This window comes from Wujia sp. (genome assembly GCF_056872695.1).
On sequence record NZ_DBMFCD010000006.1, the window covers coordinates 1 to 13,825 of the forward strand.

Genomic DNA, 13,825 nt, shown 5'->3' on the forward strand with positions numbered 1-13,825 from the left:
TGTGTTTCCATTCTGATGAATGAAATAGGATTTGTATAAATCCTTGAAAATATCTTAAAGAAATTTTCAGGGTTAACATGTTATTAATTTGTCAAAGGTTCATATTTGTCGTTCTTAGCGACAACTTCTATAAGATATCACTTTATTTCGTCTTTGTCAAGAACTTTTTTTAATTTCTTTTGACTCTTTCGACGGCATATTGTGATGTCGAATAGTGTTTTTTGCTGTCTTATCAGCGACAGCTTGCTTATAATAGCACTCTAATTTTGGAAAGTCAACCCCCTTTTTCAATTTTTTTATTTTTGTCGAATCGGAGGTCTGTTTTCCTTTATTCTGTCACTGTGCAACCTTAAATGCCCAGATCGCAGATATCTGATATTGTAATGTATCATAGTCCCACAACTGCTGGCTTCGTTCAATACTGTTTGGATCATGAACACGGAACTTATCTCCTTCCATTCCAGCGATCACGATAAAATGTCCCTGTGAAGTAAAGTCTCCAGACCGCATTGCACATACAAGCGGATGTCCCTGTGAGAGTTCCTCCTGCATGTTATCTTTGCTCAGGTAAATATAGTATCCCTGTACGCCATACACTGCGGCTACCTCATCCATAAACGACCACTTTGTTCCAGAATTCTGTTCATAATATCCATGTTCTGTTGCATAGTCTGCCAGCTTGTCCGGTGTTGCCTCCTGATTCTTCGTAAGACCAATGACTATCATCGAAAGACAGGTTGGTCCGCATCCTGACAATCCGATGACATCATTTCCGTAGGCATCATACCCCCAGCGCTTATCCCATTGGATAAACAGAGGGATTCCATCTAATTCAGATGTCTCCAGCGTACCGGAGGTCGTATCATAGTTCTCCGGATAGCCAAGTGCAAAATCCAGCATATTCGGATTGCAGCACAGATTATTCAAAAGTGCTTCCGGATATTGATCCATGTGATCGTAGATCGTCTGGAACTCCGGATACCGGTCTGACAGATTCTTCAATCTTGTCTGGATCTCCTCTGTCGAATAGTGCGCTGGTGATCCTACCATATATTTCTTCTCATAATAATTCGGCAATGCCTGACTCTGTACCTGCGCAATCTCTCCGGTTGCCGACACCTTTGGTTCCGCGGCATCTGCCTGCTGCTCTGTGAACGCCGATTCACTGGCAGCCACCACTTCGGATACATCCTGTTTTTTAGAGGAAATCCCTCTCCGCACCAATGCCACGATCAATACCAGCATGGCAACACAGATACACAAGCAGAACAATTCCTTTGCCCGTTGTTTTCTCCTTCTGCGCCGGCGCAGCTCTTCCTTTCGTTTCTTTAATTTCTTTCTACGCAGTTCTTCGCGTTGCTGTTCCTGCAATATCGTCCGCCTCCTGATGACTTCTGAATCCTCGGAAATTATACCCACATTCCCGTTCGTTTCATTCCGTCTGTATCTTTCACTGTATCTTTCGTATTCCATTTTCATGCACACTCCTTTTATAAACTTCCCGTAGTTTACATGGACTGTGCATCATATCTGTCTCATATATGTATCATTTTTCCATCTTAGTTGCATATTTTTGTATGTCACCTGACGGCTCCACATGTGCCTTCACATTATGTCTGTCTGTGCAGGTGCATCCATCATATTGCTCATTGTATCGCAACTCCATCATAGATGGTTCCAATCGATGATATATCCTGATCGACCCACATGCCAATCTCTACAAACTGCTTTCCGTCTTTTTCCTGCTCCTTCACACCTGCCATATAATTCGCAGTCAGTTTGCCATCTGCATTCATATTATAGCCTTCTCCATACATTTCATTATAGACGCCATAGTTATACTTCTTAATAATAACCTCTTCGGAAATGCCCAGCTCCTCCGCCATATATTTCACCACATCCGCTTTTAAAAACGCCTGCCATTCAGCATCTGTCATATAGGCATATACAGTATACCCCAAAATCTTTCCGGTTTCCACATCTACACATAAATACATATAATCATCAGAAACCTGACACACCATATATTCAAGCATCACGTATTGATTCATATTGTCCAGATTAACCAGAGTTTCATACTGCGTATCCGCATATATATCAAGAATATCAAAATCTAATTCAGGAAGTAAATGTGCTGCCTGCATCCTTTCAATCTGCGGTGCTACCTGCACTTGCATATCATAATCATCATATACGTCTGCATTTTCCACCGGATAAGAAGTTGACACATGCATCCCTTTTGATCTCCCGTCCATCAAATCAAGTTTTTCTTCCATCGTCATCTGCGCGGCAGTATCCAGATAGGATGTATCTGCCTGCTGCACGTATATGTGATCAACCTCACTTTTATCCATCATGGCAAATATTGTCTTCGGTGCCATAATTCCGATTGTCAAAACAGCAGCTCCCGCCAGCACGCACAGGCAATTGCGCAGGATATTTTTATGCATTTCATTGTTTTTCTCTGTTTTTTGTTCATTTTTCTTCGTTTCCGCATGTCCCCTCATACTTCTTCCTCCATTTCCATCTTTTCCGAATTAACCTGTCTGCATACCTCCTTCGGAAAACAGACACTCACCTGCGTTCCAATCCCCTTTTTACTCATGATCTGCAGCTTTGCCTGATGCAGCTTCACAATCTCGCTACAGATAGCAAGTCCCAGTCCCGCACCACCGTTTGCCCGGGAGCGTGATTTGTCTACCATATAAAATGCTTCGGTCAGCCGGCTCAGATTCTCCTCATCGATACCGCATCCGTTATCCTTGATTCCGATACGATATTCGTCTGATACCCACACACCAAACAAAGAAATTTTCCCTTTTCCATCCATCGATTTTCTGGCATTGTCAAACAGATTGATCAATACCGTCTTCATCAGATCCGGCTCAAGCTTCACTATCGCAGGCTGTACGTTGACCGTCAGTTCAACTCCATATTTACCGGCAACCGGAAGCAGGGTCTCATACACTGCTTCCGCAAAAATCGTTATATCCATATCATAAAACAGAAAATCCTGTTTTTTAAGCACGATCAGGTCCATCAGTTTCATGGACATTTTCTCTAAGCGCCTGCCCTCCACAACAATCTGGTTGGCATAGGTAATCAACTCCTCCTCCGAAAGCTGATTGGAACGGATCAGATCTGCATATCCGATCATTGAGGTAAGCGGTGTTTTCAACTCATGAGCAAAGTTATTTGTAAACATCTCCTGACTTTTTGTTTTTTCTTCCAGTTCCTTCATTGTCCTGTTCAGACTCGTGGACATCCGGTTGAAATCTTCCGCCAACACACCGATCTCATCTTTGCTTCTTTTTCTAATGCGGATTCCGGCACGTCCGCCAGCTACCAGCTTTGTTGCCCTCGACAATCGTCGGATCGGAACCACGATCATATTGTTTAAGATTGCCATCAGCATGAGACAGACAATCATGACAATAATCATGATCACACGGAACATCCGAAGCTGCGCGTCACGGTTTTCATAGTCACGTGTGATATCCGAAAATGTCTCCACATAATAGACCCGGTCAAGTACCTCAAAACTTGTTCCGGTATATAATACATATCTGCCGTTTTGCTTGACAATCTTGTAGCCTTCCTGCCCAGCTTCAAGTTCATCCCGGCAGATTGATTCCTTTGATTCTTTCAGTCTGTTTGTACTGTAAATCCTTGTTTTTTCATCTGTCCAAAGTGCAAACTGTACTTCCTCTCCGGCATTCCGGACAGAAACTGATTGTGCCGCCTGACGCACGACAACATTTTTTTGTTTTTCATATCCGGTATCCCGATATACAAGATTGATCGTCCGCTTTACATTCTGTACAAGATTGATACAGACAACGCTTGCATTATTATATCCGTTCTGGATATCTTTTTCTCTTGCACTTTTGAAGCCCGAATGGATCAGAAATGTTCCACACGCCGAAAATGCCAGCATCATACAGGTACAAACGGATAAAAACAGTTTCCAGAATAATTTCAAGCTTATACCTCCAGCCGGTATCCCACCTTATATACCGGTACAATTTTATCTTCCAATCCAAGCTTCTTACGCAGACGCTGTACATGCAGATCAACCGTACGGCTGTCCCCATAGTACGGTTCATGCCATACACTCTCGAAGATCCGCTCACGGAACAATGCGACATTCGGGTTGCGCATGAACATCACTAAAATCTCATACTCTTTCTTCGTCAGGTGAATCTCCACCCCGGCTTTTTTTACCTGAAATGACTGCGTATCCACCTCAATATCATATGCGGTAAGTGTCTGTGATACTTTATTATACCGACGCAGCACACGTTCCACTCTGGCAAGCAGTTCGATGATTTCAAATGGCTTTACCATATAATCTTCCGCGCCAAGCTTTAATCCCCTGACCTTATCCTGCACATCTCCCATCGCTGTGAGAAAAATCACCGGGACATGATAATAGTTAAAATATTCCATCAGGGAAAATCCATCCGGTCCCGGCAGCATAATATCGACAAGTGCCAGATCATATATCTCCTGTTCCAGCTGTCCGGAAACCGAGGTGCCATCGTAGACACAATCACACAGATAACCTGCATTCCGTAAACTGATCTCTATGACATTGGAGATGGATGTATCATCTTCCACAACTAAAATTCGATTCATAAAACTGTCTCCTTGTTATTTGTAAATGACGGCTTAATGCAAACCATTCCGTATGACAGTCGGTTGCACAAAAAACAGAGAGGAGCCATCTCTGACCTCTCTCTGTTATTTTACATCATTTTTGCATCATTTTAGCATCAAAAATGATGAATTTTGATTTTTTTGTAAATTTTATGAAAATACCTGTTTGATACTGTCATAATGCAGGAATTTCCCCTGTGCACCAAGTGCTTTGATTTCTTCTGCAGTCGCTAACATACACCCATCCGTTTCCGCCTCCTGCAGATGCAGGTCTGCTTCTGTAAAATCTCCGGTAAAGCAATAGATATCCACAAAATAGTTGTCGCCCTCGTCCGGGTTTTCGCGCGTATAAGAAAACACAAAACCACCTTCAAATGAAGAGATGTCGAGTCCGGTTTCTTCTTTGATTTCGCGCTTCACAGCATCTAAAGAGTCCTCACCCGCCTGTGCCGCACCTCCGGATACTTCCCAGCTTCCCGGTGCCCATGCCTTTGTCATGACACGCTTCGTAATCAGATATTTCCCGTTTGTATGCCGAATCACACCAAGCACAGTCAGGTGAAAATCTCCCGGCTGCATATGCCAGTCATTTCGTTTCATTGTTCGTCCGGTACGCTGTTTGTCCCGGTCGTAGATATCCCATAATTCCATGTATGTCCTCCTTGCGGGCTCCCGACTGCATCTACCGCGGGGAACGCCCACATTTTCATTCATCATTTTCTTTACTTGGCAAGGTCATATTTCTGCAGGAAATTAAACAATGCACCAATCAGGTTCGAATCATTGCCGAATTTGCATAAGTCAATCTTCATCCGCTCATAAATATAAGACAGACGACGCAGCTTCGATGTATATTTGATGATTCCCTCCATAAACTTCGGCTGTGCACTGATGCCACCGCCAATCAGGATAATCTCCGGTGCAAGCGTGATGTAGAGGTTACAGCAGTGCCATGCAATGTTGTAATACATCTGCTCCAGAATATCCTGTACCTCCGGATCGGTCTCTGCCATCTCATAGATATCCTCACCGTTTACTTCCTGCCACTTGAGTCCCTTTGCCTTAGCAACCTTCCGGCGAAGTGCCTGCACGGATGCCTGCTGTGTCCATATACAAGGATCCGGAAGTGCTCCCCCTTGCTTCGAATTGATCTCTTCAAGCGGGCAGATCTTATCCACATCCTCAATCGGCAGTCCGTCATATAAAAAGGACATCTCTCCTGCAATCATACCGACACCATGGCGCACCTTCCGGTCAATAATGATACCGCCACCAATTCCGGTACCAAACACAAGCACGCAGGCATCTTTGCAATCCCTGGCATTTCCAATCCAGACCTCTGCAAGTGCGGCGCACTTTGCATCATTTTCAAGTGCAACCGGAACATTTCCGCATCGTCTGCTGATCAGATTACCAAGCGGCACCCGGTCAAGATAAGGCAGACTGCCACCCCCATAGACGATACCCTGATTCACATTCACCTGTCCCGGAAGGCTCATCGCAATTCCTGTAATCTGATATTCCTTGCTATACTTTCCGTATATAATATCAATCTGCTCCAGGAATGCGGCAATACCATCTTCTGTTTTCACTGTATACGGCGTAATCTCATCGCCATTGTCATCCACTTTTCCATCCTGAAATGGTGTCGGGACTTTATACTTCTCATAAATCTTGCCCTTCTGATCCATGAGCGCATACTTGATAAATGTACCACCTACATCAAATACTAAATACATATGTCACCTCCTGTATTTCCCTGCATCCGCGCGTCTCCTGATATAATTTACTCCGCACACCGGAGACGATGCACGGAGTTTTGTTTCATTTCTTTATTCTGTTGTGCAGGTATTGCGATACGCACCCTTACATCGTTACACCGCCGCAGTAACGCAGGAAGATTACGATCATGGAAATCGTAACAACGATAATCATCGCCGGAGCAGCCGTCTTACAATATCTGCCCCATCCGATCGGATATCCGTTCTTTGCTGCCACAGATGTACCAACAACATTTGCAGACGCACCGATCGGGGTTGCACTGCCACCGATATCAGTTCCGATTGACAATGTCCATGCAAGGCAATCAAGCAATGGCTGATTTGCACCTGCCAGGCTCTTAATGATTGGAAGCATCGTTGCTGCAAATGGGATATTATCTACAAATGCACTTGCAATCGCAGAGATCCAGATGATAATTGCTACCATTACGTATACATTTCCGCCACTGACCTTACCGATGAAGGATGCAATAGACTTCAGGATTCCTGTCTGCTCCAGTCCACCAACGACAATAAACAATCCGATGAAAAATAACAGTGTCTTATAATCTACTTTTTTAAGCAGTTCTAACGCATCTTTTCCTGATGTGACCAGCGTAATGATTGCGATAACTGTACCGATAAATGCAACGGTCAGACCTGTTGATGCATGGGATACAAGAAGTACCACTGCACATGCAAAAATCACGCTGCTGATAATAAACTTCTTCTTGTCTGTAATAGCTGTGGAAGGGTCTGGGATATTGGATGTATCCAGCTCCTGTGACTCTTCTGACAACAACTCCTTACGGTATACAAGGTAGAAGTAAATAATAACTACAACAAGGCAGATACCGGCGATCAGACCGGTATTTGTCAAAAAGTCGGAGAATGAAAGTCCCAGTCCTGTTCCGATGATGATATTTGGTGGGTCGCCACACATCGTTGCGGAACCACCTAAGTTCGCACAGAATACCTCTGACAGAATCATCGGTACCGGATCTAGATGCAACAGCTTCGCGAGCTCGATCGTAACGGCTGCAAGGAACAAAATAACCGTAATACTGTCAATGAACATCGACAAAACGGCTGCCATAACCATAAATGTCACGAACAATGGTATCGGCTTATAATGCACCAGCTTCGCAAGGCGTAAGCATAACCACCGGAAGAATCCGGCCTTTGCCATACTTTCTACCATTACCATCATGCCTGCAAGGAATATAATCGTCGCCCAGTTGATACCGGATGACTCCTCGGAACCCTCACCGGATGTAATCCAGAATCCCTTCGTGAAAATATTCTTTACATTCAATGTCTCTATGACCGCATCCATGCTATGCATTGCCACACCGAACACAAGAATCAGTGTCAGCGCGCCAGCCACGAGTGTGATGTACTGCTTCTCAATCTTATCCAGCACCATCAACACAAACATGACCACAAAGATGGATACAGCCAAAATCTGTGCTACTGTCATATCATCGTCCTCCTTTAATCTATGTTATGCCACATATGTACCTGCGACAAGTTGCACATTGATTTTTCAACCTGCATTATAATAGCATTAAACATCGAAAAAAGGAATAACTTTTTCTACTTTTTTTACATATTAAAAAGAGTTCTCAAAATATGTATATTTTATTGGTTATAAATATCCTCTTTGCTCATGGATGTAAATGCGAGGATTCCCTTTGCTTTTACCTTTCCATCAACCATTACCTTCGCATTGAACTTCACAAGTCCGGCACCGCCGCTTTCCTTACGGACTTCGATTTCCAGACAGTCGCCCGGTATTACCGGTCTTAAGAATTTGAATTCCTCGCACTTTAACAGTACGTAGATTTTATCCTCCTCCGTTCCCTGGCTTTCCATCGTGATGGAGCAAAGCTGTGCGCACGCCTCAATGACCAGTACTCCCGGCATGATTGGTGCATCCGGAAAATGTCCTGCAAAATATGGTTCATTCACGGAAACACATTTGATTCCCTTTGCATATTCGCCGTCTTCCACTTCTAAAACCTTCTCGATCATCTGAAATGGCGGGCGTTGCTTGATTCTTTTTTGTACTTCGTTAATATTCATCATTACAGGCTCAGTCCTCCATCCAATACAATTACCTGCCCTGTCATGTAGGAGCATGCAGGTCCGGCAAGCATCGTAACTACATCACCGATTTCCTCGGCTGTACCAAACCGCTTCATCGGAATATCTTTTAAGTATTCTTCCTTCTTATCCTCCGGCAATGCCTCTACCATATCGGTTGCGATAAAACCCGGTGCCACTGCATTGACACGGATGCCATATGGTGCAAGCTCCTTTGCCATTGTTGCCGTCATGGAGTTTACAGCGCCTTTCGTTGCACTGTATACACTCTGTCCCGGTACTGCAAGCTTAGAACTTACGGATGATACATTCACGATCACGCCCTGTTTCTTCGAGAACATCTTCAAAACTGCCTGCTGGGTACAGTACATGTATCCCTTGATGTTCAGGTTGAGACACTGATCGATCGTATCCGGGTTCATCATCAGGACAAATTCATCCTTTACGATTCCGGCGTTGTTGACAAGGACGTCTAACTGTCCAAATGTGTTTATGACTTCTCGCATCATTGTCTTTACTTCGGCAAGGTCGGATACATTTGCCTTGATGGCAACTGCCTCACTACCTGCAGCCTTGATCTTCTCTACGACTTTGTTTGCGGCTGCTTCGTTTGAATTATAGTTGACGGCTACCTTGTAGCCTGCCTCTCCAAGCTTGATTGCACATGCGCGCCCGATTCCGCGGGATGCGCCTGTGACAAGCGCTACTTTACCATTTGTCATGTTTTTCTCCTTTATTCTGTATATTCTACAATTGCGAACCCCACATATCTCGAATATATATTTCCAGTTTGTTCATTCCATATACAATGTATTGAATCTAAGAAGTTCTAAATGTTCTGATATATGTATCTATAATATGCGCCACCGCCGTCAATTCGCCATCCATGGCTCAATGACGGCTTGTTTGAACATCGTGTTCAAACATGGCTAATATTATTACAGAACATTAAGAACTTCTAATATTCAAACATATCGTATATGTTCATGAAACAAACTGGAAATATATAATTCACTTTATCATTTTGTTCGCAATTGACTCTATAATTATCTTTTTATAATCCATACTATGCTGCTTTCTTTAAGATGACTGCGGCGTAGCTGCCACCGATGGCGCAGCTTGTTGCGAGTACATACTTGTATGCGGATGTATCGACAACTTCCTTCGTTACCTCTTCGGTCGTTACATAGTAAGCATTCTGTCTTGCGTCAAGATCTCCGGACAGTGTAAGTGCGGCATGTGCAACAGACAGTGCGGAGCTTGCAGCTCTGCCTTCACCTGTATAATCTCTGACCTGATGTACAGGAACCTTTCCTGCGAAAATTTCCTCATAGACATGGCGTTCCAATGTATCGACTTCGTCTGCACCGTTTGCAAATCCGTAAACGGCATCAATCTGATTCAATGTGATGCCTGCCATAGCAGCTGCATCTACGATTGCGTTCATCAGTCCCTTCTCAGTACCTGCAACATCACCGTAAGCAACGCCTTCGTGTGTCATGGCATAACCGCATACTTCTGCATACTTCTTTGCGTTGTGGCTTGCTGCATATGTCTCGTTTTCAAGTGCGATACTCGTACTGCCATCGGCAAGCACGAATCCGTCACCGCCGGCATATGCCTGCTTTACATCACCGGCTACCTTGCCAAGCTTCGCGTAAAGCTTCTCCATAACCTCGCTGTTCTCGTCGGTACCGGTTGCAAGCATTGCCTTGCCACGGTTCTGCTTGATCTCGTTATATGCGTAACACAAGCTGCTCATACCGGACTGTGCACCGTTTGTCACGGTTACATTATAGCCACGCATACCTGTCTTGATGGAGAGGTATCCGCCTGCTGCATTGTAAACGGTATTCGGGAAGTTGAAGGCAGAACCTGCCGTTGTTCCGTTCTCAGAGATATGCTCCTGGAACTCGTATACGGTTGTAAGTGGGCCATCGCCGGTTCCGACGATCATACCAAGCTCTTCTGCATTCTCCTCTGTCACCTCGATGCCTGCCTCCTGCAGTGCCTCAAGACCGGAAATTACCTGCATCAGGCTGAACTTATCAAGCTTTCTGTAGAATGCCATCTTCAAGCCATATTTGTCGTAATCTTCTTTTCCGACATTTGCATGTACAGACGTTGCTTCCGGCTTTGCCTGCGCATTAACCTTGTCAATATAGTTGGCAACACCGTTTCCAAGTGGGCTGACAATACCAAGACCTGTGATGTAAACCTTCTCGTCGTTCTCGGTTTCCTTCACATTTCCCGGCTCCTTCGAGAAGATGATACTTGCATTGCTTCCGCCAAATGCAAAGGAGTTGGACATGACATAATGCAGGTCCTTTTCCTTCATTGTATTCGGCATGAAATCGAATGTGCCTGCCTTCTCTCCAAGTGCTACGATATCTTCCTCAGAATATCCGATTGTTGGTGGAATCTTATTCTCTGTCAAAGCCTTGATTGCGAAGACTGCCTCGATTGCACCGGCTGCACCTAAGCAGTGGCCAACCATTGCCTTTGTGGAGCTGACGCTTAAATCCGGATTTGCCTCGTCAAAAATCGTATGTAAGGAGAGGAATTCTGCCTCATCGTTCTTCGCGGTTCCTGTTCCGTGTGCATTTACATATGCAACATCCTTTGGCTTAATTCCTGACTTCTCAATTGCCTGACGGATTGCATACATCTGTCCAAGTCCGTCCGGACGTGGTGCTGTAATATGATGGGCATCACTGCTGATACCTGCCGAAAGCACATCACAGTAGATCTTCGCATTCCGCTTCTTTGCATGCTCATAGCTCTCCACGATAATCGCACCAGAACCTTCACCAAGTGTGATACCGTTGCTGTGGTTAAATGGCGAACATGCCTGCTCAGAAAGCGCATGAAGAGCTAAGAAGCCTGAAAATGGAACAGATGCAAATGCATCGGCACCACCAACGATAAACGCATCTGCCACACCGGCACGGATCAACTCACACGCATAAGCAATACTGATCGTACTTGCTGCGCAGGCATTACCAACGTTTGTGACAACACCCTTTGCGCCTGCCATATTTGCTACATGGTTTGCAATCGAGGCAATCGTCATCTTGTTGATATCCTCTGCATGCTCACCCTTTGTTACATAATTTTCTACACTGACAACACCACCGACGCAGCTTCCCATGACAACACCGACACGACCGGCATTACTCTCATCGATCACAAGACCTGCATCATCGAGTGCTTCCTTGGAAGCCTTCAGGCAGAGCTTGCTGACACGGTCAACATCCTTTGCCTCATCGATCTCATCCAGTGTATCGCAGTGTACTTCTGCACCAAGGTTTGCATAGCAGTCGGTTGTATCGACGGATGCTACCTTGTCAATTCCGGTTTTTCCAGCCAGTGCATTTGCGAAGCACTCATCTACGTTATTTCCGATTGCGCTGATCATGCCAAGTCCGGTTACAACGCAACGTGTATTTGTAATCTTATCCATTTTTATCTCCTTTTCAGAATACATAGGGCTGCCCCAAAGTTTCCTTTCGGGACAGCCCTCTTTGTATGACTTGCTATTACATATTTGCTACAACGTACTTTGTAAGGCTCTCGATGTTGTAGAAGTGCTCCTTTGCAACACCTGTCATAGCTACGCCGTAAGCAGAATCGATACAAGCGATAATCTCCAGGGAATCAACAGAATCAAGTCCAATTCCATCACCAAACAATGGAACTTCATAATCTAACTCTTCCTCAGGGATTCTAAGATTCTTTGAAAGCATTCCTTTAATGTTCTCAGCGATTTCTAATTCTTTTTCGTTCATTCTATGTATCCTTCCTTTTCTTATATTTTCCCCCGGATAAGCGGGGATATTTTAAGAGTGTTCCCACTCAAAATATCATGATTTTTTCACACCGTAGGTATCACGCAGTTCGTAGATTCTGTCCCGGCAGATACCTGCGTATTTTTTAAGGACAACCGACGGTCTGCCCTCTTCATTCAGATCCATCTCAACCGGCTTGCCGATGATAATATGCATGCGATGGAACAGCTTGAATTCGCCATCGATCACGACCGGTACAACCTGTGCCTGTGCCTGTCTTGCAAGCATCAGAAATCCTGGTTTGAATTCATCCATCACTCCGGTATGGCTTGTATGTCCCTCCGGAAATATGTAGACCGGGCAGCCCTCATTCATCTTCTCCAGTCCCATCGACAGCCAGCTTGTATCCATCTCCTGCCGGTTCATCGGGATGTACGGAAGATTCCGGAACAGCCAGTTTATTTTCTTCCTGTCATACCAATCCCTTGCAACAAAGGTATGTACCTTATATCTGCCAAGCAGACGCGTCATATAGAAGCCATCCACATGGCTTGTATGGTTGGAATAGACAACACAGTTGCCTTTCTTCAACGCTTCTTTCGCAGCTTTTTTATCTTCCCATGTCACCTTCGGTGGGTACAGGATGCGAATCACGCCATTCGCAATTGCAAAGGCTAGCTTCGCCGCAAATCTCTTTAGTATCTCCACGTTCTACACCAGCTTTCCGTAAGGTCCAACCTCCGGGTTGTCCCAGTTCATATTGATTGCCATTTCGAATGTACTGTGTCCAAGCAATGGTCGCTGCAGCCTGTTCCACGTACGTTCCGATAAGCAACCTTCCCTTGCATATTCGTGACCGGCCTCTGTGAATTTTTCCAGATAGCGTGCCACCTTCTGTGCAAATCCCTGTTCTGAGAGTGGTCCACCCTGCGGTGCAAGCACCGTTGTGTATTTCCCTTCTCCGCAGATCCGGTCAAACTCTGCAAACACAGCATCGTAACAGTTGTCTGTCACCTCATAGCCACATGTGGATACTAAAATCAGTTTTTTCTTTTCCAGCTCCGGATACCGCATGTTATGCAGGAACCTGTGATTTTCCTCATCGCCCGGATTCCCGCGATACTCCTTTACATAGGAGATCATACGATCCGTAAATGCCTTCAGCTTCGAAGGCAGTCCAAAGAAATAAAGCGGAAAGCTCTCAACAATGATATCGCTGTCCATCACCATCTGTCGCAGCTCATCCATATCGTCGTGGATACAACACTGTCCCGGCGTCGTCTTCCAACAGGCAAAGCACCCATGACAATGGTCAATCCGCTTGTCCTTCAATGCCACCTCACAGACTTCGGTGTCCGCTCCATATTCTTCCACCATGCCTTTCACAAATGCATGGGCAACTTTGAGGGAAGAACTGTACTCTCCACGTAAGCTTCCGTTAATCAAAAGTATCTTCATCTTCGCTCACACTTTATCTTCTAATTTTGTTATGTTTCCTCTGCACACATCCAG

13 protein-coding genes are annotated in these 13,825 nt (G+C 44.9%); all 13 read right to left on the reverse strand.

The features are described 5' to 3' along the window. Positions 1 to 336 precede the first annotated feature (336 nt). The 13 genes from ACZQK9_RS07040 to ACZQK9_RS07100 all read right to left on the reverse strand — a co-directional run bounded on the left by ACZQK9_RS07040 (position 337) and on the right by ACZQK9_RS07100 (position 13,771). Positions 337 to 1,473, reverse strand: a complete 1,137-nt coding sequence (locus ACZQK9_RS07040) for a C39 family peptidase (RefSeq protein WP_483270117.1) — start codon at positions 1,471 to 1,473, stop codon at positions 337 to 339. Positions 1,474 to 1,646: 173 nt separating this feature from the next. Beyond that, a complete protein-coding gene (locus tag ACZQK9_RS07045; RefSeq protein WP_483270118.1) occupies positions 1,647 to 2,507 on the reverse strand; it encodes a hypothetical protein in 861 nt (286 codons plus the stop codon). Beyond that, positions 2,504 to 3,982: a sensor histidine kinase gene (locus ACZQK9_RS07050; protein ID WP_483270119.1), complete on the reverse strand. Its 1,479-nt coding sequence runs from the start codon at positions 3,980 to 3,982 to the stop codon at positions 2,504 to 2,506. Before ACZQK9_RS07050 ends, ACZQK9_RS07045 begins: the two co-directional genes overlap by 4 nt. A 2-nt stretch (positions 3,983 to 3,984) precedes the next feature. Next, entirely contained in the window at positions 3,985 to 4,638 is a 654-nt protein-coding gene (locus ACZQK9_RS07055) for a response regulator transcription factor (protein ID WP_483270120.1), read from the reverse strand. Between the two features lie 171 nt (positions 4,639 to 4,809). Next, entirely contained in the window at positions 4,810 to 5,310 is a 501-nt protein-coding gene (locus tag ACZQK9_RS07060) for an NUDIX hydrolase (protein WP_483270121.1), read from the reverse strand. Positions 5,311 to 5,381: 71 nt separating this feature from the next. Further along, on the reverse strand, positions 5,382 to 6,398 hold the full coding sequence (locus ACZQK9_RS07065) for an ROK family protein (protein WP_483270122.1): 1,017 nt from the start codon (positions 6,396 to 6,398) through the stop codon (positions 5,382 to 5,384). A 127-nt stretch (positions 6,399 to 6,525) separates the two neighbouring features. Next, on the reverse strand, positions 6,526 to 7,899 hold the full coding sequence (locus ACZQK9_RS07070) for an ArsB/NhaD family transporter (protein WP_483270123.1): 1,374 nt from the start codon (positions 7,897 to 7,899) through the stop codon (positions 6,526 to 6,528). Between the two features lie 161 nt (positions 7,900 to 8,060). Then, complete coding sequence (gene fabZ, locus ACZQK9_RS07075) at positions 8,061 to 8,507, reverse strand: 3-hydroxyacyl-ACP dehydratase FabZ (protein WP_483270124.1); 447 nt, start codon at positions 8,505 to 8,507, stop codon at positions 8,061 to 8,063. Continuing rightward, positions 8,507 to 9,247 carry a 3-oxoacyl-ACP reductase family protein gene (locus ACZQK9_RS07080; protein ID WP_483270125.1) on the reverse strand — a complete coding sequence of 247 codons (741 nt, stop codon included), beginning with the start codon at positions 9,245 to 9,247 and terminating at the stop codon, positions 8,507 to 8,509. The genes fabZ and ACZQK9_RS07080 overlap by 1 nt, the downstream gene beginning before the upstream one ends. A gap of 344 nt (positions 9,248 to 9,591) precedes the next feature. After that, on the reverse strand, positions 9,592 to 11,988 hold the full coding sequence (locus ACZQK9_RS07085; RefSeq protein WP_483270126.1) for a beta-ketoacyl synthase N-terminal-like domain-containing protein: 2,397 nt from the start codon (positions 11,986 to 11,988) through the stop codon (positions 9,592 to 9,594). 76 nt (positions 11,989 to 12,064) lie between these two features. After that, positions 12,065 to 12,313 carry a phosphopantetheine-binding protein gene (locus ACZQK9_RS07090; protein WP_021984116.1) on the reverse strand — a complete coding sequence of 83 codons (249 nt, stop codon included), beginning with the start codon at positions 12,311 to 12,313 and terminating at the stop codon, positions 12,065 to 12,067. A gap of 75 nt (positions 12,314 to 12,388) precedes the next feature. Beyond that, positions 12,389 to 13,021 (reverse strand): lysophospholipid acyltransferase family protein, encoded by a 633-nt coding sequence (locus ACZQK9_RS07095; protein WP_483270127.1) that lies wholly within the window; start codon positions 13,019 to 13,021, stop codon positions 12,389 to 12,391. Positions 13,022 to 13,024: 3 nt separating this feature from the next. After that, positions 13,025 to 13,771, reverse strand: a complete 747-nt coding sequence (locus ACZQK9_RS07100; protein WP_178018202.1) for a flavodoxin family protein — start codon at positions 13,769 to 13,771, stop codon at positions 13,025 to 13,027. Positions 13,772 to 13,825: the final 54 nt, after the last annotated feature.